Source organism: Serratia silvae, from assembly GCF_023282985.1.
Lineage (GTDB): Bacteria > Pseudomonadota > Gammaproteobacteria > Enterobacterales > Enterobacteriaceae > Chania > Chania silvae.
The window spans coordinates 80,063-99,374 of record NZ_JAGQDC010000003.1; the positions used below are offsets into that span (position 1 = coordinate 80,063).

The window sequence follows — 19,312 nt, forward strand, 5'->3', positions numbered from 1 at the left end:
ATGGTCGATGCTGCCCAGACCCGGCTTTACCGCACCCGTCGCGAAGTAGAGTAAAGTGATGGTTGCCACTTTTTCCCGTATTTCATCTGCCTGACACCTGCGGGCTATTTACGCGCCAGCAGGGTGGCGAAACGCAGTTTGATGCGGTTGCCCTCGGCATCTACGCGGTGCAGTTCGCCGGGGTTCTCGTTATATTTGATGATGTCCCAATCCTGATAATAGTCTGCTAACTCATCCGGCTTGAAGGTGAATGAGAAGGGCACCGTGCAGGGGTAATCTGGCGTATCCATAGCCGCGACGATCAGGTTGTAGCCTCCTTTAACCGTGCTGTCTTGCATATTGCGCACGATGTGTGGGATCTGCTGGCGATCCAGGAACATAAACACTACGGTAGACAGGATAAAGTCGTACTGGCCACTAAAGCGATGGGTATTGAGATCCTGCTCGCTGGCGCTGATGTGTGAAAGCTGCTCGGTGGCGATGATCTGGTTTATCGCGGCGATCGACGCAGCGTTTTTATCCCAGGCGGTGACATCAAAACCTTTCAGGTTGAGATACAGCGAATTGCGGCCGCTGCCGCAGCCCAGATCCAGCGTCTTGCCGGGTGCGATCAGCTTGGCTGCCTCAAGGACTTCGGAATGGGTGGCCGTCAGGGAGTATTTTTGGGTGTAGTAGTTTTCTGGCAGGGTGGTCTGCTGATCCATCATGATGTTCCTCTATATTTAATGTATATAAAATACATTTTTAATGGCCTTTTGCCTAGCCGTTGAGAGGAGCACAGTATACCAGTGCAGCTTGGCCTGGCGGCATCCTACCGCCAAGCCCCTGGTTTCATCAGGCACTGCGTCGTGGGTTGTGCAGCCCAAAGTTAAAGCTGTTGCAGCGGCGGCAGAACTCTTTCATCGCCGCTGGTGAATCCATCATCGGCAATTTCACCTCGATAAATGCCAACTGATCCTGACGTGAAGCCTCCTCCAGCGCCATCTCCAGCTGTTGTCCGGTTTCTACCTCGATGCAAAACGCCTGGGTCTGCGGGCTTAGCACTGCCGGGAGTCTGGCGTAATTCCACGAGCCGATATCGTTATAAGACGACGTTTCGCCAAGGATATAGCGCTCAATGGTGTAACCGCCGTTATTGATCAGAAAGACGATCGGTTTTTGCTCATGGCGTAACAGCGTTGATAGCTCCTGCGCGGTGAGTTGGAATGAACCATCACCAATAAACAGCAAATGCCGCCGTTGGGGCGCAGCCATCATCGTACCGAGCAACGCCGGTAAGGTATAGCCGATCGATCCCCAAATCGGTTGGTTGACCACGGTGACGCCGTTTGGCATCCGCATGCCGCCGACAGCTGCACCAGAAGTGCCATTTTCGACTACCAGTACGTCATCCGCCTGAATAAAGCGCTGTATCCGCTGCCAGAAATAGTCCTGTTCGAGCGGAGAGTTGCTTGGCGTCGCCAGTTTTTGCTGTGGATCGGGGAGCGAAGTTAGCGGCATCGGGTTAGTGGTAGAGGCTTTATCCAGCAGGGCTTGCAGCAGCTCGCTTACCGTTACCGCCGGATAGGAGAGGTTATCCAGCTTCAGCGAATAGGGTTGAATATCCACCACCGCCTGCGCCGGGATCTGCTGGCTGAAATAGCCGGTGGTGGAGTCCACCAGGCGCACGCCAAAACTGAGGACGCAATCTGATTGGGCCATCAGCTCAAACAACTCGGGGCGAGACAGATCGCCGCTGTAGCCACCTAGCCAGCCCGGCGCGTTCTCTGAGATCGCGCATTTTGCCGTGGGCATATTGGTTAAAGGGATGGCGAATTTATCCGCCAGCGCTAACACCTGAGCTTGAAGTTGATATCGTTCGACCATCTGATCGATCAGGATAATTGGCCGTTTAGCATGGTTAATCCGTTCGAGCAGGGCTGCGCTGGCAAGCTGAAGATGGCTGGCGTCGCTGCTCGGTAAGCGGTAGGGGACGGGATTATCGGCAACCTCAATTTCAACTTCACAAATGTCTGAGGGAAGTTGCAAGTAAACCGGCTTTTTCTGTTGCCAGGCGCAGGCGATGACCCGTGGGATCTCCGTTGCGGCATTTTCCGGCGTGATGAGTGCCTGTGCCACGGTGAACTGGCGAAAACAGTTCATCACGTTATCAAAATTGCCGTCTGCCAGTGAGTGGTGCAGCAGCGCATGGCCTTGCATGGCGTGCAGCGGGGGCGTACCCGCAATGCAAATTACCGGGGCCGATTCCGCATAGGCTCCGGCAATGCCGGAAAGTGCCGCCAGATCGCCCACGCCATAGGTGGTGATCAACGCCCCGGCGCCTTTGAGGCGGGCATAGCCGTCGGCGGCGTAAGCGGCGTTCAGCTCGTTACAGTTGCCAATGAATTCGCAGTCTTGGTCATGCTCGATGGTTTCCAGCAGTGCCAGGTTGTAATCGCCGGGCACGCCGTAGATGCGATCCACTTTTAGGGCACGTAGCTGTTGCAGGATGAATGAACCTATGGTGATCCTCATTGATTGCTCCACATTCACGTCAATTTATTGTTATTTAACCGTACGCAGCAGGGAACGGCTGGCGATGTCGCGCGGTTAATCGTTGAAAATGCGAGTCGCTTGTAGGGCGTCAGTATTAACAGTTGGTGAAAGTAGAGGCTTGTTCAAGTTGAGCCAGTTTGAGGAAGGATTGCTTATCGTATCAAGGAGTTTACGACCAAAAAGGGGTAGCAAGAGCGGTTTTCGCAGGGGGCGGTACTTTTCTTGTATTGATGAGCATTGGAAATTGCTGCAAGGGCAGAAAGGAAACGGCAGGCAGGTACTTTCCGCCATCTCCACTTCTCTCCTGGCTGGGCGTCAATTTTTCGCTACGCCAGGAGGAAGATAATTTAGGGTGGGAGAGTGGCGCTTAAAAGAACATCACCCATGCCGCCGAAATAGGCATCGCCAACACCAAGGCTGGCAGCATATTGGCTACCGGGAACAGCTTGATGCCGCAGATGCGCAAGCCGGTGGCCAACATCATTAACCCACCAACGGCAGAGAAATCGCTCTGCATCGCTGGTGTGGTCAGGGGCAAAATGAACACGGCACCAAACGCCAGCGCTAACTGGATAACCAACTGCGGGACGGCGATCAGCGCCACTGCCAGGCCAAGCGTGGAAGCAAAAATCAGCGCGGTGAACAGATCGAGGAAAGATTTGGCGATCAGCACGCTAGCATCCCCGGTCATCCCTTCGTGCATCGAGCCAAAGATGCCGGTGCCGCTGGCACAAAACAGCACGATAATGGCGACATATGCCTCTAGAAACTCTTTCTGGTCCTCTCTGACAGCGCCTTTGGGGGCCATCAGATTACGGGCCCAGCCTCCGATGCGGCCGATGCCTCGTTCGATGTAACAAAGCTCGCCAAGCAGTGCTCCCAGCACCAGTGCCAATACCATCACCGGCATATGCGCTACCTTGCCGATCAGCACTACGCCCATCCCCATCGAGGTAATACCAAAGGTCATTGGCAATGCCAGGCGCACCCGCTCCGGCAGCCTATGACCCAACATTGCCCCTGCAATGCCCCCGACCAAAATTGCTGCGCCATTAATAAAAGGACCGATAACCATATCTACCCCCGGAAAATAAAACCTAAGGTTCCTCCATAAGCTGTTGAGGTGCAAGCAGGAGAACCGGAGTTGTCTGACAGACAAAGGGGGTACAGGTGCATAACTTGGGCGCGCACCTAGGGATTTTGCAGTAGCGCGCCGCTGAGCGCCAAACTTAACGGTCTCTCAACAAGGGACGATAAAAGCATCGAGTCAGAGAGATACGGCTTGATCAGGGTAGGGCGATCGGTAAGAATCCCCGGCTTTCTTTTTACAGGAGTTGCAATGATGATGATTAAAAGGATCTTTCTAGCTGGTTGGCTAGCGTTGATATTTCCTGCACTGCCTTCTTACGCTGAGGTTAGTACGGAAAATAGCAATGCCGCGCACGCTGAAGACCCAGGCTGGTGGGGGCGTTTTACCGGCAACGTGGCGGAAACCTGGAACAACTCGCCGAATAAAGAGTTCTATCTCCCGGCGATCACCTGGCATAACCGCTGGACCTACGACAAGGAAAAGACCGACGGGTACAACGAGCGCCCTTGGGGAGCTGGCTATGGTATCTCGCGGTTTGATGCCGATGGCGATTGGCACGGGATTTACCTGATGGCGTTCAAGGATTCCTACAACAAGTGGGAGCCGATTGGTGGTTATGCCTATGAGAAGATCTGGCGGCCGATTGAAGGGGAGGATTTCCGTCTGGGGCTAGGGTTTACCGCCAGCGTGACCGCTCGTGATAATTGGAAATATATCCCGATCCCCGCGCCGCTGCCGTTGGCCTCGATCGGCTATAAGCAATTGACTTTCCAGGCCACCTATATTCCGGGCACCTACAATAACGGTAACGTGCTCTTCGCCTGGCTGCGCTGGCAGTTCTGATGCTTTCCCTTTTTGCTAGTGTGGTTTTGTTACAGGGGGTGTACGGTGAAAACCAATGATGATGCGCCCGCGCCGCCAAAAGTGATTGGTATGGCGAATCCGGCTGATGTGTATTGCAGCCAGATTGGCGGCAAGCTTAACCCCAAGCAGAATGCTCAGGGGCAGTATTCCACCTGCACCTTGCCTGATGGGCAAGAGATTGATAGTTGGGCACTGTTCCGCCGCGACCATCCGGTGAAAAAATAGCCCGATAGGACGGGCTAGAAATCTCGATCACTGATTGGATGATATTGGTCTGGCCCCGCCTCTGAAAAGGTCAATGGCAGCCTGCCATCGGGCCGATCTGCCACCGAGAAGGCCGTACGGAAGCTACAGCCGTTGTGGATGTCTTTCACCTTCATCACATAGCGGCCGTTGGACTCCAGCTTGATATTGAAGCTGCTGGTGGCTGGGAGGAACACCTCGGCCAGCAGCTGCTTGGTGGCGTTCTCCAGTTTGACCAACACGGCAAATTTATTGTGCTGATTATCCAGCGTCAATGTCTGCAATTTACTGCCGGCTTGCCAATCTGGCTCATGCAGATACCCCGCCGATGTGGGCCACTGGCTGCCCTGATTGTCTGGCAACGACCCAACGCAGTGTTGGCGTGCCTCCCGTAACGGGGCTTCCCGCTGGATCACGTAATTCTGTGGTGCGGCAAGGGCAAAGCTCTCCTCCTGTACTCCTTCACTCAAGTGGCGTTTAGCCAAAAAAAAACCGGCAGCAAGCAGCATAAAGAAGATCAACAGGGTCAGCCGATTGCGGAAGATCGGTGCCAATAACCTACCCGGCAGTTGAAACAGCCAGCTTGCAACTCTCAATAGCATTGTTTTTCCTTTATGGCCGCCTGCCTTTCAAGCCGCAATTTGCCTTTCATCGGTTGTTTAATCAGAGCGTTACGTCCGCGCTAACGTGACTTTTTCCAGTATAGTCAACATCCTGACGGCGAAAATCGCCAAAAGCGCTTTTTCTCAAATTGATGGCAAAGCGGCTATCGAAATCACCGCCTGATCACGTTTCCTCCAGAGTGGCGAACTGCTGAGCCAGAAAATCGATCAGTAGCCGTACCGCTGGCAGCATGCCACGGCGTGAGGGATAGACAATGTGGATCACACCGCCCTGAGGTTGCCAGCCGGGCAACAGCCGTACCAGATCGCCCCGCAGGATCTCGTCGTGCATCATCATGGTCGGCAGTTGAACGATACCGGCCCCGGCAATTGCCGCAGTACGCAGCATCAGCATATCGTCGGTGACCAGTCTGGGCTGATGCTCCCATTGGAACGTCTGTCCCTCCGGGCCGCTGAGTTGCCATTGATGCTGCGTTCTGGCCGGGCCGAGATCGAGCGTTGGGTAGTTCTGTAACCCAGCGGGTGAATCGATAGCGCCGATGGTGCGTACCAATGCCGGGCTGGCTGCGATGCACCAGCTGCGCTGAGCCAGAATTTTCAATACCAGGTCGCTGTCTTCTAACGGTGGTGGCCTGACGCGAATCGCCAGATCCAACCCTTCACCCACCACATCGACCCGGCGGTTGGTCGCCTCCAGATGCACCGTCACTCGTGGATAATCCGCCATAAACCTGGCCACCATGCTACCGATACGCGTATGCAACATCGCCACCGGGCAAGACATGCGTACCGTACCGCAAGGCTCCGCGCGAGTCTGTTCGATCGCCTGCTGTGCCGCTTCGGCCTCAACCAGCATCGCCTTGCAGTGCACATAATAGCTTTGCCCTAAATCGGTCACCGAGAAACGCCGGGTTGAACGCTGGATCAGACGTACACCGAGCCGTTCTTCCAACTGCGCCACGCGGCGGCTGAGCTTCGATTTGGGAATGCCCAGCGCACGCCCTGCAGGTGCAAATCCCTGATGGTCTACCACGCTGGCGAAGAAATACAGATCGTTCAGGTCTGTCTGCATCGGTGCCCTTATCGTTCTATTGATAGAACACTGAGTGTATATCTTGCCGACTACTGCGGCAAATTGGCTTGGACTAAACTTCTGTCATCAACGTTAGGCCGCGAGGCCTGCAACAGGAGTTTAAGATGAAAAAGATCCTTGGTGTTTATAACAGCCCGGAAGCTCACTGGGTCGGCAACGGTTTTCTGGTGAATTCCCTGTTCTCGTATAACGAACTGGGTGCAGAGATGAGCCCGTTCCTGCTGCTGGATCACGCTGCGCCAACCAAATTCCGTTCGCACAGTGGCCGACGTGGCGTGGGGCAGCATCCCCATCGCGGATTTGAAACGGTCACCATCGTCTATCAGGGCGAAGTTGAACATCGTGATTCCACCGGCAGCGGTGGGGTGATCGGCCCTGGCGATGTGCAGTGGATGACGGCGGCGTCGGGCATTTTGCATGAAGAGTTTCATTCCAAAGACTTTTCGCAGAAAGGGGGCACCATAGAAATGGTGCAGCTTTGGGTCAACCTGCCAGCCAAAGACAAAATGGCGGCGCCGGGTTACCAGACTTTGCTGAACCAGGATATTCCTGTTGTGCCTCTGGCGGATAACGCCGGGCAGGTCAGGGTGATTGCCGGGAACTACGACGGCCATGCTGGCCCAGCGCGTACCTTCAGCCCGATCAACGTGTGGGATATGAAGCTGAACGCCGGGCATACCACCACCTTGCAGGTGGAGGAAGGGCATACGCTGGTCGTGGTAATGCTGCATGGGGCGATTCTGGTCAACGGCGAGCAGATTGTGCGGGAAACGCAAATGGTGCTGCTGGATCGTGCTGGCGACGCCATCACGATTGAGGCCAACAATGGTGTCAGCCTGCTGGTGCTGAGCGGCGAGCCCATCGATGAGCCCATCGTCGGTTACGGCCCCTTTGTGATGAACAGCGAGGCGGAGATCCAACAGGCTTTCCGTGATTTTAACAGCGGTCAGTTTGGTGCTATGCCGCTGACTACCGAAGGCAGCAATCAGTAACCTCGGTGTCCCGGTACGGAAAACGCTCTCCGTATCGGGCACCTGCTTAAAGATAACCTCTGTGCCGATACTTACCCTAAAGAAGGAGTTGTAACATGACAGCAAATTATAAGCGTCTCGATAAAGACCAGGCCGCCGTGCTGCTGGTAGATCATCAGGCTGGGCTGTTATCACTGGTACGTGATATCGATCCCGATCGCTTCAAGAACAACGTATTGGCTCTGGGTGATCTGGCGAAATACTTCAATCTACCGACGATTTTGACCACCAGTTTTGAAACCGGTCCTAATGGCCCCTTGGTGCCGGAACTGAAGGCCCAGTTCCCAGATGCGCCTTATATCGCACGCCCTGGCCAGATTAATGCGTGGGATAATGAAGACTTCGTAAAGGCGGTTAAAGCCACCGGCCGCAAACAGTTGATCATTGCTGGCGTGGTGACGGAGGTCTGCGTGGCGTTCCCGGCATTATCGGCATTGGCTGAAGGTTTTGAAGTCTTTGTGGTAACTGATGCCTCTGGCACCTTTAACGAATTGACGCGGCAATCTGCATGGAGTCGCATGGAGGCTGAAGGGGCGCAGTTAATGACCTGGTTCGGCGTGGCTTGCGAATTGCACCGTGATTGGCGTAATGATATTGAAGGTTTGGGAACACTGTTTGCCAACCATATTCCAGATTATCGTAACCTGATGACCAGCTACAGTGCCCTGACTTCAGGCAAGTAAAATGGGTGGGCGCAATGGCCAAGCTGCGCCCTGTTCCAATAAAACCTCTTTCCAATTGCAGCCTATCTCTTTGCTCAACCGGCAACGTATTGAAATTTACGCTTCTTTACTGAGAAACCGATTGAAAATACAGCGGTATTTCCACATATAATGGAGTGTTAATTTCACAAGGAGCGCGTATGGGAATCAGTGAAGAAGAAGCACTCCGCCGTTTGAGCCTGGAGAAAAATGCCGTCGGCAATTCGGCGAAATGGGTGGCGATTGTTTCAGCCGCTTACTTTGCCCTGATGGTGTTTTATGGCCATCCCACCGGCGTATTGGCCATGTCCGGCGCCATCTTTGTCGTTTCGACTACCACCTGGCTGAAGAAACGCCAGAAAGTCAAAGCCTACCGCCAGGTTTTGGCAAAGATTGACAGTGACTAACCCCTCTAGCGCCGTTTGCCTGGTGCAATAAGTTTTTGGCGGGCTAGTGCAACGGCATTAACATGACCAACTTTAACCCGCTGTGCTCCGCCGGGTAGAATGTCACTTGCTGAAAGTGCTGCTCCCCCTGCTGTGGATGGCTAAAGGTGCGTTCGCCGCCTTCCCGCGCCATCACGTCCTGCTGCTGCCACCAATGATTAAAAGCTTCGCTGTTGTGGGTCATATTGCGCACAAAGGCGCGTATCTCTTCCTTTCCCTGATGATGGCTGGTTTCGGCACGAAACTCGGCTACCACTCGTCGAGCACGATCCTCCCAGTCGCTGACCAGCACCTTTGCCTGAGGGTGAAAAAACATGAAGTGCAGCAGGTTGGGGGTTTTGGCCTGCTTTAACCAATCGCAGAACAGCTCCTCCGCCTGTGGGTTCCAGGCCATCATATTCCAGGTGAGATCGAGCAGATAACAGGGTACGGTCATTTGATGCACGCTTTGCAGCACAGCGGCGTTAACCGTTTCCTGCGGCTGTTCTTTTTCTGGGTCGGTAATATGCGCCAGGGTGAACAGGTAATGACGCTCGGCATGGCCCAGCCGTAACGCGGTGGCGATACGTGCCAGCGTATAGGGGGAGATCGACACCTCGCGCCCCTGTTCTATCCAGGTATACCAGGTGGCGCTGATGCCGCTGATTTGTGCCAGCTCTTCACGGCGTAAACCGCTGGTGCGGCGGCGTGTGGCAGTGGGCAGCCCCAACATCTCTGGCGTGATCCGCTCGCGGTGCGCACGCAGAAAGGCGCCAAGGGCTTTTTGGCTGGATATTGAGTCTGATTCCATTAGGGGGGTACTCACTTATACTAGGATAACTGCTCATATTGTACCCGTATAGCAGCTTGATTATAGTCATTACCAGCCATCTTGGCAGCGGCGTAAGCCAGATAATAATGGGAGCAGCTATGAGCATCAGCAACAGCCATAAAAATGCGGTTGATCGTCAGTTTGGCGAACAGGCCAATGCCTACCTGACCAGTACGGTACATGCGCAAGGGAAAGATCTGCAACGCCTGGCCAAGCTGTTGGCAGGTAGCACCGATGCCCACCTGCTCGATCTGGGCTGTGGGGCAGGGCACGCCAGTTTTACCGCTGCGGCCCATGTTGGGCAGGTGGTGGCGTACGATCTGTCGGCGCAGATGCTGACGGTGGTCGGCAGCGCGGCACAGGAAAAGGGATTGGAGAATATTCAGGTGCAGCAGGGCGTGGCGGAGTCGTTACCCTTTGATGACGCCAGCTTTGACGTGGTGATCAGCCGTTATTCGGCGCACCATTGGCACGATGTAGGCCGGGCACTGCGTGAAGTCAAACGAGTGTTGAAACCAGGCGGGCGGGCCATTTTTATGGATGTGGTTTCCCCAGGGCATCCTTTACTGGATATTTATCTGCAAACGGTTGAAGTGCTGCGGGATACTTCGCACGTGCGCAACTATGCACCGGGTGAGTGGCTGAGTATGTTTACCGAATCTGGGTTGCTGGTGCGGGAGGTAACGACCGATCGTCTGGATTTGGAGTTCAGCAGTTGGGTGGCCCGGATGCGAACGCCTGAGTATTTTGTCACGGCGATCCGTGCGTTACAGCAGGGCGTAGCAGAAGATGTTCGTCAACATTTTGCCATTCAGGCCGACGGCTCATTTACCAGTGACATCATGATGTTTGAAGCCGTAAAAGGCTAAAATTTCAGGGCAGCCGTTGCGGGCTGCCCTGAAGATCCAGACTTACTTCTTGTCTTCCAGCAGGCAACGGTAGATCAAACCACCGATAACACCACCGATCAGCGGTACCAGCCAGAATACCCACAGCTGTTGCAACGCCCAGGTGCCCTGGAAGATTGCCACGGCGGTACTACGTGCCGGGTTAACTGAGGTATTGGTAACAGGAATACTGATCAGGTGGATCAGCGTCAACGCCAGGCCGATGGCCAAAGGCGCAAAGCCTGCCGGTGCGCGTTTATCAGTCGCACCATGGATAACAATCAGGAAGAATGCCGTCAGCACTAATTCAATAACGATTGCGGCCTGCAAAGAATAGCCACCGGGTGAATGCTCACCGTAGCCATTCGAAGCAAAGCCGCTGGCAGTCGCATCAAAACCTGTTTTACCGCTGGCAACTAAATAAAGTACCGCAGCGGCAGCAATACCACCAATTACCTGGGCAACCACGTAGGGGATAACATCTTTGGCAGGGAAACGGCCGCCTGCAAATAATCCCATAGTGACCGCTGGGTTAAAGTGCCCACCAGAAATATGGCCGACAGCGTAGGCCATGGTTACCACGGTAAGGCCGAACGCTAAAGCAACACCAGCAAAACCAATACCTAATTGTGGAAACGCTGCGGCCAGCACTGCGCTACCACAACCACCGAACACCAACCAAAAAGTACCGAAAAATTCGGCAAAAAGTCGCTTTGACATAAAATCCATCCTGCTAGGGAACAAACTAACGGGCGTTAGCACTAAAACTATAGAGCACCTTTCTAATATTGTAGTGGTCTATCGTGTGATTTTAGCGGACGCACCCTTGATTACGGCCGGTATTAAAGCCCTAACTTTTTATTTTGTCTATGTGAAAACGAAGATTTTAAGAAATTATCTCCCTTTTGCTGTTTTTTTATCTCGCCAATAGGCAATTATCTTATTTTATATGGGATTTGTTCTCGATTTTATTTTTTTAATAGGCAGGTTCTTATTTTTTCAATTGGTTTTTATCACTCAAAAATGATGGGTTGATTGTTAATTTCTATTTGTTATCTGCATTTTAGACTTTATTGTCATAAAAATGTCACCATCGGTAGTTAGGCTTTCAGGCTGTTACTTTCCCTTACAAAGAGTTAATGCTATGAGAATCAAACCGCTTGGCGTGTTGTTGGCCTCTGTATTACCGCTGTTGTCCCATGCTGCCGATATTGGCGTTGCTCGTTACAACGTCAGCTTTCCTGATGGCGATCGCGTGAGCTATGTCGGCGCTTTTGCCAGCCAGTTTCCCAATGGGCTACCGGTAGGGATTGGTTCCGGGCTGGTATTTAATGGCCAGAGAGGGGGAGATTTGCTGCTGACCACCGTGACCGATCGTGGTCCGAACGCTGATGCGCCCATGCTCGGCAAACAGGAGGCCAAGATTTTCGCCAACCCGGCCTTTGTTCCTCTATTAATGGAAATTCGTATTGGTGGCGGTAAGGCCATTGCCACCCAGGCCCGTCCCCTGCACGATGATCACAGCCCTATCAGCGGCTTGCCGCTGCCCGGCAATCTGATTGGCTCAACCAATGAAGTGGCATTGACGGATATGCTCAAGCCGCTGCCGAGTGACAAACGCGGGTTGGATACCGAAGGGATCACGCCAGACGGTAAAGGAGGCTATTGGCTGTGTGATGAATATGGTCCCTTCCTGATCCATATCGATGGGCAGGGTAAAATTCTGGCAAAATATGGCCCAACGCCGTTAGCGGGAGAGCAGGCGGTTGCCAGCGGTCTGCCAAACATCATTAAATGGCGCCAACCAAACCGGGGTTTTGAAGGCGTGACCCGGTTGCCGGATGGACGGATCCTGGCAGCGGTGCAGAGCACGCTGGATATCGATGGCAAGAGCAAAAACCAGGCGCAGTTTACCCGTTTGGTGAGCTTTGACCCAGCCAGTGGCAAAACGGCCATGTACGGTTATCCGATTGATATCGCCCGCTACCAGAAAGCCAAAGATGCCAAGATTGGCGATATCGTGGCGGTCGATAATCAACACATCTTGCTGATCGAACAGGGTAGTGACAAAGACAAACAGATGATGAACAAGATCTATTTGGTTGATCTCAGCCAGGCCAGCGATCTGGCATCGTTCGACGGCCAGGGCAAGGCGCTGGAATTTGCGGATACCAGCGAATTGGCCAAGCGTGGGGTGAAACTGGCAAAGAAACGTGAAGTGGTCGATCTGCGTAAGCTGGGCTGGCAGCAGGAAAAGGTGGAAGGATTGGCGTTGATCGACAACCGCACACTGGCGGTGATGAATGACAACGACTTTGGTTTGCAGGCCAAACTGGTCAACGCCGAGCCTGAAGGGAAGAAGATTGGCGATTATCAGCTGGATCAGCAAGGGAAGCTGAGTTTGGCAGGTAAACCGGTAAACACGACGATTGAATTGCGGCCATTGGAACAGCCTCAATCATTGAGCGAACTGTGGGTGCTGACACTCCCTGAACCTCTCCGTTAAACCTACACATAAGTTGGGTCGCCTGGCCCAACTTGTTTGACAAAACGGTAAGGTGGTCGCTCGACCAACCGGCCAGATAAAATTGCTTAAAATAAATGGAGTTAACCTCGTTAAGTAAATAGCATTTTTATTTCTCTGGAATAGGGCGTAAAATCGTCATCATAAATAAAGTTATGCGCTACCAGGAAATACCCGCTCTCACTTTCTCCTTGTTTTGCTCACAATGATTGAGCTTCTTTACATTGGATGACGTCTGTTTTCAATGGTTAACTCATAATTAACCTCACTGAGAACGAGTTCAGATGAAAATAACGGAGTCAATCATGAAACTATTACCCTACATCGCAGCAGCACTGATCGCCACCGCTTCATTCTCCACCCTGGCTGCCAGCATGGGTGCCAAACAGGTTGATAGTGTTCAAGCCAGCAGCATGCAGAGCATCGGCGTGGTGTCGGTTTCCGGTATCAGCGGCTCACCGGATGACGCTATCGATGCGCTGAAACAAAAGGCGACAGAAGACGGCGGAACACATTATCGAATCATTGGTCTGGATAATCCAGGGGATTCCAGCGGCTGGCGTGGTACTGCGGAAGTTTATCGTTAATTAATCAACGATAAATAGCTGAGTGGCCGAAAAGATTGGCCACTATAATAGACGGCTGCGGATAATAATCTGACCAATAAAGCTAACCTGGCTTATTGATTGATTATTATCGCAGCCTTTGTTGTTTTTACTTTATGATGGTCGGTACCGATCACAGTCGCTTTTCCATCACCACCACCTCGTCGCCATATTGCTGGCGGCGTTCAATGGTTTGCCAACCCCAACCGGCGTATAGCGCCTCGCTGTGATCGGTGATCAGATGCAGAACGGGATGGCCCCGTTGCTGTCCCGCGCTGACGATCGCCTGCTCCAGGCGCAGCGCAATGCCTTGCCGCCGATGATCCGGGTGCACAAAGACACCGGCCAGCCAGGGGGAGAGATCCATGCGATGATGATCGTCACTCGGCCACAGGCTGGCCATCCCCAGCGGGCACTCGCCATCAATCATCAGCAGCGTCAGGAAATCCTCGCTGGGTTTGCTGCACAAGGCAAAGCGTTGGCGGGTACGTTCCAGCGTGCCTCCGCGTTGTGAGCCCCATTGGCCGAATGCCCAAGCGGCGCAGACGTCGGCAAAGTGTGGGTAGTCTGTCAGCGTAACAATCTGTTGAGCCATATTTATCCCCCGGTGTTGTGATACCAATTTAGCCTGTCAGGCCGTAGCGTGGCGACTGCTTTTGGCTTTTTATCTTCTGTTTTTCTGCGGATATCGTTCAGGGGAACCGAAACCATATCTGCGCTGTTTATTGAATAATTAAATGAGAGTCATTATCATATGGAGCTTTGTGGCGCTATTGATGATTTGTGCCTGCGGCAAAATCTGTTTAAATGGCCGGCCGCTAATCAGGAGCCAGATATGGGCCTTAGGCTACGCTTGGCGCAAAGGCAGGATATCCCGCAGTTGGTCGCGGTTGAACGTTCCGCTGCCCAGCTGTTTCGGCAGCAGCAAGAGTGGCAGTTTATTGCCGAAGGCGAGGTGATGAGCCCGCAGCAGCACGTCGATTTTATTGCTCAGCAGCGGGAATGGGTGATGGTTAGCCCAACTGAGCAGATCGCCGGTTTTATAGCGGTGCAGCCGTTTCCGCACAGCTGGCATATTGCCGAACTCTCGGTTGCGGCCGATTGGCAGCGGAAAGGTGTGGGTAAGCGCCTGATCGATGAGGTTGCCGGGCTGGCTTTGCGCCAAGGCGTGCAGCGATTAACGCTGACGACTTTCGTGCAAGTGGCATGGAATGCGCCTTATTACCAGCGGCTTGGTTTTCGCACCATTCCCGTCGCACGGTTGGATGCATATTTACAGCATCTTCTGGCGCGGGAGGTCGGGCAGGGGTTTGCTGCCAATAGCCGCTGTGCTATGGAATTTACACTATCGTAAAGATTGAAATACAGACTCAGGGCGGTATGATGCAGTTACATTGCCAACGCTTGATCGACCTGCAGGCAGATTCGCAGGCAATCCAATGCATTCAGTCACCGCAAAAGGGACAATCCGTAATGACACAAGCCATTTTTATGGTAGGAGCTCGTGGAGCAGGTAAAACCACGGTCGGCAGTGCATTGGCGCAGGCGCTGGGCTATCGGTTTATCGATACCGACCTGTTTATGCAGCAAACCACGCAAATGAGCGTAGCGGAAATGGTCGCACAGGTTGGTTGGCAGGGTTTTCGCCAGTGCGAAACCCAGACCCTGCAAGCGGTAACCCAACCGTCAACCATAGTTGCCACTGGCGGTGGAGCAATCCTGGCCGAAGAGAATCGGCGCTTTATGCGTCAGCATGGCACGGTGATCTACCTGCGTGCTCCAGCCAACGTATTGGCGCAACGGCTGGCAGAGTTTCCGGAAGAGGGCCAGCGCCCAACGCTGACCGGTCGACCCATCGCCGAAGAAATGATGGAAGTGCTGGCGGCACGTGAGGCGCTCTATCAGGAGGCTGCGCACCATGTTATGGATGGCACTGCTAATCCCCAGCAGGTCGTTGAGCAGATCCTGGCGGTCTTGCAAGGCGAGGCGGTAAAGTAACTTTCCCAAGGCACATCTTGTGCCACGATACCACTGACCAATTCCAACCGACTCATGGTGGCTATATTGGCCACCGAACTCATTGTTTGATCCCGCTCATGTTTTGCCATGCGTAACGATCGCATTTCGCATCAAAAACCAGTGACAGACCCGGATTCATCCCCCAATATGGAGATCCCTCAAAGATGATTACGCAGGTGCCAGTCTATGCTGAAAGTGAACGAGTATTTTGCCGGGAAAGTGAAGTCTATCGGTTACGATAGTAGCAGCATCGGTCGTACCAGCGTCGGGGTGATGGAAGAGGGAGAGTACACCTTCGGTACCGCACAGCCGGAAGAGATGACGGTGATCACCGGGGCATTGAAAGTGCTGTTACCGGGCGCACCGGATTGGCAGGTGTTTACGCCAGGCGAGAAGTTCTTTGTGCCTGCGCAGAGTGAATTCAACGTTCAGGTTGCCGATGCGACGGCCTATCTGTGTCGTTACTTAAGTAAGTAAAAATACCCGTCGTCTTTCAAGCCGCAGCGTTGTTACCTGCATTCACCCACCCCAGTCACTTACAATAGTAAGCTCCTGGGGATGAGTGAACTTGTCGCCTAGCTGCGACTTGAAATCCATAGGGTATTTGTAATTATCTACAGCATTCTGATTTTAGCGGGCGCAACGTGTTGCGCCCCTTTTGTTATTAGCGCTGTGCTTCGCCACCCAAGGCTTCAATGGTGTTGCTGATCAAGGCCGCCAGTTCGCTGGTCATCAGGATGAAATCGGCGTCGAAACGCTGGGCAAAATCTTCACGATCGATATCGTCGTTCTGATCGCGCAGGGTATCGGCAAATTTCAGGCGCTTGAGTGAGCCGTCGTCGGCCAACACCAGTTGAATGCGCTCCTGCCAATCTACCGCCAGCTTGGTCACCAGCTTGCCAGCTTCGATATGTACGGCAATCTCGTCGCTGATCAGGTTCTGCTTCTTACAGCGGATCACTCCGCCTTCTTCCAGAATGGCTTTCAGCTCGGCCTCATCCTGAATGATAAACCCGGCGGGCAGCTGGCCGGAGCGAACCCATTCGGTCAACGTCAGCTCGATCGGGCTTTCCATAGTCAAGGGGACCACTGGCAGAGAACCCAGGCTCTTGCGCAGCAGCGCCAGCATATCTTCGGCACGTTTGGCACTGGCGGCATCGACCATAATCAGATCGTTAACGGTATCGATCCACATATAGGTCTGGTTAAAGCGGCTGAAGGCACGTGGCAGCAGGCTGTGCAGTACTTCGTCTTTCAGGGAGTCTTTTTCGGTTTTTTTCAGCTTGCGGTGCTGCTCGCCTTCCAATTTTTCGATCTTGGCCTGTAGCTCTTGTTTCAGTACCGGAGAGGGCAGGATCTTCTCTTCTTTACGGGCGCAAATCATGATCTGGCCGTTAACCGCGTGCGTCAGTGCGTCGCTGTGAGAGCCCATCGGGGAAACCCAGCCGGTTTTCGCCATGTCCTGGCTGCCACACGGGGTGAAGGCAAAGGCGCTGAGCTGTTTTTCCATTTCATCCGCAGTTAGCGCAACGTCGCGGCTCAAACGGTAAACCATCAAATTCTTAAACCACAGCATAATGTTATCCCAGGCTGGGCGTGCATTTGGCACGCAGATTCATCAAAAGCAGGGCGGCATAATAACGAATTGACGCTGAAAAATCGCCTCATTCCCGCTGATTTGCGTCCGTTGCCGCGTTTCGCCGCGCCAGACAGGGGAATTGCCATTGATGTCACATTTGATCCGCATGGCATGAGCCGGGCTATGCGCTACACTGGGCGGCAAGTTCGTTGTCGCGCTGAATTGGGGAGAGAAATTGTGCGTATTGGTATCGATCTGGGTGGCACCAAAATTGAAGTCATTGCGTTGGCCAACGACGGCACGGAGCTGTTCCGCCATCGTATTGCCACGCCTCGTCATGATTATCAGCTGACGCTAGATGCTATCTGCGGGTTGGTGAGGCTGGCGGAGGAAAAAACTGGCCAGCAAGGTTCGGTAGGCGTGGGGATCCCAGGAACGTTGTCACCCTTTACCGGCCTGGTAAAGAATGCCAACTCTACCTGGTTGAATGGCCAGCCGCTGGATAAAGATCTTTCTGCCATGCTGCAACGCGAAGTGCGTCTGGCCAACGATGCCAACTGCTTGGCGGTATCGGAAGCCACCGATGGGGCCGCTGCGGGAGAGCAAACCGTATTTGCGGTGATTATTGGTACCGGATGTGGTGCCGGGGTTGCAATAAACGGCCAGGTGCATGCCGGAGGCAACGGCATTTCCGGCGAGTGGGGCCACAACCCGCTGCCGTGGCTGGATGAAGACGAACTGCGTTTTCGCGCCGAAGTGCCCTGTTACTGTGGTAAACCAGGCTGTATTGAAACCTTTATCTCCGGAACCGGTTTCGCTACCGACTATGCGCGGCTGAGTGGTCAGGCGCTGAAAGGTCACGAGATCATGACGCTGGTGGCGCAGCAGGATGCGGTGGCAGAGTTGGCTATTCAGCGTTACGAAATGCGGCTGGCTAAGTCTCTGGCTCACGTGATCAATCTCTTTGACCCTGATGTGATCGTCTTGGGGGGCGGCATGAGCAACGTTGAGCGGCTATATCAGACGGTGCCGCCGCTGGTGAAAACCTGGGTATTTGGCGGTGAGTGCGAAACGCCGATCCGCAAGGCAGTACATGGTGATTCCAGCGGCGTGCGTGGTGCAGCCTGGCTCTGGCCTCAGGTGTAACAAACTTCAAGCGTCTTACTCCGTAGGGGCGCAGACCCCTACGTTGTGCCCCAGTCTTAATCCTTCGGCGTGTAGTCTTTTTCGCTTTCGCTGCGTACCCGCTCGATATGGATGGTTAAAAACATCATCTCTTCACTGGTCAGCTGATGTTGGTAGTTCTTTTCGATGTGTTGGTTGATTTTGCCAGCACAGGCGAATGACTCGCGGTATTTCTCCTTCACCACCTGATACAGCGAGTCGTCCTCGCTGTTGACGTAGTTCTTGCCTAGCAGCCGCTGGGCAAAGAATTTCAGGTGGGTGACAAAGCGATGGTAGCTGAGTGCTTCCTCGTTGTAGTCAAAACGGAAATGGTATTTGACGATATTGAGGATCTCCTGCATCACGCGGGTGATATGCAGGGTATTGTGCATTTCGTCATTGAGCTGCGCGTTGACCAGATGCAAGGCGATAAACCCGGCCTCGTCTTCCGGCAGAGTGGTTTCCAGGCGCTGGGCGATGATGGTCAGCGCCTCGCGCCCAATGGCAAACTCGTTTGGATAGAGTTTTTTGATCTCCCACAGCAGCGCGTTCTTGATATCCAGCCCCTGCGCGTGGCGTTGCAGCGCAAAATGGATATGGTCGGTCAGCGTGATGTAGACAATGTTATGCAGTTTTCCTGGCAACCGCTCACGGGCGAGGGTGATGATCTTATCCGCGGTGGTGACGCAAGCCAGCGGGATTTCCGCCAGCAGTTCTTTGTAGCGTTCGCTCATCTCGCCGCTATTGAGGGTAAACACCTTTTCGATTAGGCTTTCATCCACACTTTCCCCGGCTTTCTTTTTAAAGCCAATGCCACGCCCCATGACCACCGTTTCTTCCTGATGGTCATTCAGCGTAATCACTACGTTATTATTGAGTATCTTAGCGATTTTCATGGCTATTCCTGGCCTGCTGAAAACGAAAAAACCTGACGTTCAGGAGCGATCCCGAAGGTCAGGTTTTGCCTGTATGATGCACAGTGACAATCCTGTAATTGGCACCATGATAACCGTTGTCGGCTCTGGCTCAATGCTTTTCAGCTTGTACTGTAGCCGCGATCACATTTCTGACCGTAGTTATCTCTTGACGTAAGACTC

General features: G+C 53.5%; 21 protein-coding genes and 1 pseudogene. 12 read left to right on the forward strand and 10 right to left on the reverse strand.

What is annotated here, in order from left to right; genetic code table 11:
- Positions 1–104: 104 nt before the first annotated feature.
- From tehB to KAJ71_RS04685, 3 genes are all read right to left on the reverse strand, one after another.
- Positions 105–707 (reverse strand): tellurite resistance methyltransferase TehB, encoded by a 603-nt coding sequence (tehB, locus tag KAJ71_RS04675; RefSeq protein ID WP_121608889.1) that lies wholly within the window; start codon positions 705–707, stop codon positions 105–107.
- Between the two features lie 127 nt (positions 708–834).
- Positions 835–2,514 carry an alpha-keto acid decarboxylase family protein gene (locus KAJ71_RS04680; protein ID WP_248944612.1) on the reverse strand — a complete coding sequence of 560 codons (1,680 nt, stop codon included), beginning with the start codon at positions 2,512–2,514 and terminating at the stop codon, positions 835–837.
- Positions 2,515–2,902: 388 nt separating this feature from the next.
- Positions 2,903–3,610 carry a DUF554 domain-containing protein gene (locus KAJ71_RS04685; protein WP_248944613.1) on the reverse strand — a complete coding sequence of 236 codons (708 nt, stop codon included), beginning with the start codon at positions 3,608–3,610 and terminating at the stop codon, positions 2,903–2,905.
- Between the two features lie 264 nt (positions 3,611–3,874).
- On the opposite strand from KAJ71_RS04685, the gene pagP reads away from it, so the two are divergent.
- Together pagP and KAJ71_RS23595 are read left to right on the forward strand one after the other, a co-directional pair.
- Positions 3,875–4,468 carry a lipid IV(A) palmitoyltransferase PagP gene (pagP, locus tag KAJ71_RS04690; RefSeq protein WP_248944615.1) on the forward strand — a complete coding sequence of 198 codons (594 nt, stop codon included), beginning with the start codon at positions 3,875–3,877 and terminating at the stop codon, positions 4,466–4,468.
- Positions 4,468–4,714 (forward strand): annotated as a pseudogene (locus KAJ71_RS23595) (putative hemolysin). The gene pagP and the pseudogene KAJ71_RS23595 overlap by 1 nt, the downstream one beginning before the upstream one ends.
- A 14-nt stretch (positions 4,715–4,728) precedes the next feature.
- Here the strand turns inward: KAJ71_RS23595 and KAJ71_RS04700 are convergent.
- Complete coding sequence (locus KAJ71_RS04700) at positions 4,729–5,334, reverse strand: hypothetical protein (RefSeq protein ID WP_248944618.1); 606 nt, start codon at positions 5,332–5,334, stop codon at positions 4,729–4,731.
- A 184-nt stretch (positions 5,335–5,518) separates the two neighbouring features.
- On the reverse strand, positions 5,519–6,427 hold the full coding sequence (locus tag KAJ71_RS04705; RefSeq protein WP_248944619.1) for a LysR family transcriptional regulator: 909 nt from the start codon (positions 6,425–6,427) through the stop codon (positions 5,519–5,521).
- A 125-nt stretch (positions 6,428–6,552) separates the two neighbouring features.
- Between KAJ71_RS04705 and KAJ71_RS04710 the strand changes: the two genes are divergently transcribed.
- The 3 genes from KAJ71_RS04710 (at position 6,553) to KAJ71_RS04720 (ending at position 8,587) form a co-directional block, all read left to right on the forward strand.
- On the forward strand, positions 6,553–7,440 hold the full coding sequence (locus KAJ71_RS04710) for a pirin family protein (protein WP_248944620.1): 888 nt from the start codon (positions 6,553–6,555) through the stop codon (positions 7,438–7,440).
- Positions 7,441–7,535: 95 nt separating this feature from the next.
- A complete protein-coding gene (gene ycaC / locus KAJ71_RS04715) occupies positions 7,536–8,162 on the forward strand; it encodes an isochorismate family cysteine hydrolase YcaC (protein WP_065683886.1) in 627 nt (208 codons plus the stop codon).
- Positions 8,163–8,341: 179 nt separating this feature from the next.
- Positions 8,342–8,587, forward strand: coding sequence for an ABC transporter ATP-binding protein (locus KAJ71_RS04720; RefSeq protein WP_248944621.1), 246 nt, complete (start codon positions 8,342–8,344; stop codon positions 8,585–8,587).
- Positions 8,588–8,630: 43 nt separating this feature from the next.
- Here KAJ71_RS04720 and KAJ71_RS04725 read toward each other — a convergent pair whose 3' ends face one another.
- Positions 8,631–9,416 carry a helix-turn-helix transcriptional regulator gene (locus KAJ71_RS04725; protein WP_248944622.1) on the reverse strand — a complete coding sequence of 262 codons (786 nt, stop codon included), beginning with the start codon at positions 9,414–9,416 and terminating at the stop codon, positions 8,631–8,633.
- A gap of 119 nt (positions 9,417–9,535) precedes the next feature.
- On the opposite strand from KAJ71_RS04725, the gene KAJ71_RS04730 reads away from it, so the two are divergent.
- Positions 9,536–10,306: a class I SAM-dependent methyltransferase gene (locus KAJ71_RS04730; RefSeq protein WP_248944623.1), complete on the forward strand. Its 771-nt coding sequence runs from the start codon at positions 9,536–9,538 to the stop codon at positions 10,304–10,306.
- 42 nt (positions 10,307–10,348) lie between these two features.
- Here KAJ71_RS04730 and aqpZ read toward each other — a convergent pair whose 3' ends face one another.
- Positions 10,349–11,044 carry an aquaporin Z gene (gene aqpZ, locus KAJ71_RS04735; RefSeq protein ID WP_024483892.1) on the reverse strand — a complete coding sequence of 232 codons (696 nt, stop codon included), beginning with the start codon at positions 11,042–11,044 and terminating at the stop codon, positions 10,349–10,351.
- A gap of 424 nt (positions 11,045–11,468) precedes the next feature.
- Here aqpZ and KAJ71_RS04740 point away from each other — a divergent pair, with 424 nt between their 5' ends.
- Both KAJ71_RS04740 and KAJ71_RS04745 read left to right on the forward strand, forming a co-directional pair.
- The gene (locus KAJ71_RS04740) at positions 11,469–12,830 is read left to right on the forward strand and encodes an esterase-like activity of phytase family protein (RefSeq protein ID WP_248944624.1); all 1,362 of its coding nucleotides are present in this window, start codon (positions 11,469–11,471) and stop codon (positions 12,828–12,830) included.
- Between the two features lie 323 nt (positions 12,831–13,153).
- Positions 13,154–13,435 carry a YdgH/BhsA/McbA family protein gene (locus KAJ71_RS04745; protein ID WP_248944625.1) on the forward strand — a complete coding sequence of 94 codons (282 nt, stop codon included), beginning with the start codon at positions 13,154–13,156 and terminating at the stop codon, positions 13,433–13,435.
- A gap of 151 nt (positions 13,436–13,586) precedes the next feature.
- Here KAJ71_RS04745 and KAJ71_RS04750 read toward each other — a convergent pair whose 3' ends face one another.
- The gene (locus KAJ71_RS04750; protein ID WP_248944627.1) at positions 13,587–14,048 is read right to left on the reverse strand and encodes a GNAT family N-acetyltransferase; all 462 of its coding nucleotides are present in this window, start codon (positions 14,046–14,048) and stop codon (positions 13,587–13,589) included.
- Positions 14,049–14,288: 240 nt separating this feature from the next.
- Between KAJ71_RS04750 and KAJ71_RS04755 the strand changes: the two genes are divergently transcribed.
- The 3 genes from KAJ71_RS04755 (at position 14,289) to ppnP (ending at position 15,949) form a co-directional block, all read left to right on the forward strand.
- Positions 14,289–14,807 carry a GNAT family N-acetyltransferase gene (locus KAJ71_RS04755; protein ID WP_248944628.1) on the forward strand — a complete coding sequence of 173 codons (519 nt, stop codon included), beginning with the start codon at positions 14,289–14,291 and terminating at the stop codon, positions 14,805–14,807.
- 119 nt (positions 14,808–14,926) lie between these two features.
- Positions 14,927–15,451 (forward strand): shikimate kinase AroL, encoded by a 525-nt coding sequence (gene aroL, locus KAJ71_RS04760; RefSeq protein WP_248944629.1) that lies wholly within the window; start codon positions 14,927–14,929, stop codon positions 15,449–15,451.
- Positions 15,452–15,658: 207 nt separating this feature from the next.
- Positions 15,659–15,949: a pyrimidine/purine nucleoside phosphorylase gene (gene ppnP / locus KAJ71_RS04765; RefSeq protein WP_021180225.1), complete on the forward strand. Its 291-nt coding sequence runs from the start codon at positions 15,659–15,661 to the stop codon at positions 15,947–15,949.
- A gap of 187 nt (positions 15,950–16,136) precedes the next feature.
- On the opposite strand, the gene rdgC is transcribed toward ppnP, so the two are convergent.
- Positions 16,137–17,048: a recombination-associated protein RdgC gene (gene rdgC, locus KAJ71_RS04770; RefSeq protein WP_248944631.1), complete on the reverse strand. Its 912-nt coding sequence runs from the start codon at positions 17,046–17,048 to the stop codon at positions 16,137–16,139.
- 240 nt (positions 17,049–17,288) lie between these two features.
- Between rdgC and mak the strand changes: the two genes are divergently transcribed.
- Positions 17,289–18,197, forward strand: coding sequence for a fructokinase (mak, locus tag KAJ71_RS04775; RefSeq protein WP_248944967.1), 909 nt, complete (start codon positions 17,289–17,291; stop codon positions 18,195–18,197).
- Between the two features lie 56 nt (positions 18,198–18,253).
- On the opposite strand, the gene licT is transcribed toward mak, so the two are convergent.
- Positions 18,254–19,111: a BglG family transcription antiterminator LicT gene (gene licT, locus KAJ71_RS04780; protein WP_248944633.1), complete on the reverse strand. Its 858-nt coding sequence runs from the start codon at positions 19,109–19,111 to the stop codon at positions 18,254–18,256.
- Between the last annotated feature and the right edge of the window lie 201 nt (positions 19,112–19,312).

Bases quoted from the DNA above. Each gene is read 5' to 3' on its own strand.
- tehB (WP_121608889.1), bottom strand. From the start codon at position 707: ATGATGGATCAGCAGACCACCCTGCCAGAAAACTACTACACCCAAAAA.
- KAJ71_RS04680 (WP_248944612.1), bottom strand. From the start codon at position 2,514: ATGAGGATCACCATAGGTTCATTCATCCTGCAACAGCTACGTGCCCTA.
- KAJ71_RS04685 (WP_248944613.1), bottom strand. From the start codon at position 3,610: ATGGTTATCGGTCCTTTTATTAATGGCGCAGCAATTTTGGTCGGGGGC.
- pagP (WP_248944615.1), top strand. From the start codon at position 3,875: ATGATGATGATTAAAAGGATCTTTCTAGCTGGTTGGCTAGCGTTGATA.
- KAJ71_RS04700 (WP_248944618.1), bottom strand. From the start codon at position 5,334: ATGCTATTGAGAGTTGCAAGCTGGCTGTTTCAACTGCCGGGTAGGTTA.
- KAJ71_RS04705 (WP_248944619.1), bottom strand. From the start codon at position 6,427: ATGCAGACAGACCTGAACGATCTGTATTTCTTCGCCAGCGTGGTAGAC.
- KAJ71_RS04710 (WP_248944620.1), top strand. From the start codon at position 6,553: ATGAAAAAGATCCTTGGTGTTTATAACAGCCCGGAAGCTCACTGGGTC.
- ycaC (WP_065683886.1), top strand. From the start codon at position 7,536: ATGACAGCAAATTATAAGCGTCTCGATAAAGACCAGGCCGCCGTGCTG.
- KAJ71_RS04720 (WP_248944621.1), top strand. From the start codon at position 8,342: ATGGGAATCAGTGAAGAAGAAGCACTCCGCCGTTTGAGCCTGGAGAAA.
- KAJ71_RS04725 (WP_248944622.1), bottom strand. From the start codon at position 9,416: ATGGAATCAGACTCAATATCCAGCCAAAAAGCCCTTGGCGCCTTTCTG.
- KAJ71_RS04730 (WP_248944623.1), top strand. From the start codon at position 9,536: ATGAGCATCAGCAACAGCCATAAAAATGCGGTTGATCGTCAGTTTGGC.
- aqpZ (WP_024483892.1), bottom strand. From the start codon at position 11,044: ATGTCAAAGCGACTTTTTGCCGAATTTTTCGGTACTTTTTGGTTGGTG.
- KAJ71_RS04740 (WP_248944624.1), top strand. From the start codon at position 11,469: ATGAGAATCAAACCGCTTGGCGTGTTGTTGGCCTCTGTATTACCGCTG.
- KAJ71_RS04745 (WP_248944625.1), top strand. From the start codon at position 13,154: ATGAAACTATTACCCTACATCGCAGCAGCACTGATCGCCACCGCTTCA.
- KAJ71_RS04750 (WP_248944627.1), bottom strand. From the start codon at position 14,048: ATGGCTCAACAGATTGTTACGCTGACAGACTACCCACACTTTGCCGAC.
- KAJ71_RS04755 (WP_248944628.1), top strand. From the start codon at position 14,289: ATGGGCCTTAGGCTACGCTTGGCGCAAAGGCAGGATATCCCGCAGTTG.
- aroL (WP_248944629.1), top strand. From the start codon at position 14,927: ATGACACAAGCCATTTTTATGGTAGGAGCTCGTGGAGCAGGTAAAACC.
- ppnP (WP_021180225.1), top strand. From the start codon at position 15,659: ATGCTGAAAGTGAACGAGTATTTTGCCGGGAAAGTGAAGTCTATCGGT.
- rdgC (WP_248944631.1), bottom strand. From the start codon at position 17,048: ATGCTGTGGTTTAAGAATTTGATGGTTTACCGTTTGAGCCGCGACGTT.
- licT (WP_248944633.1), bottom strand. From the start codon at position 19,111: ATGAAAATCGCTAAGATACTCAATAATAACGTAGTGATTACGCTGAAT.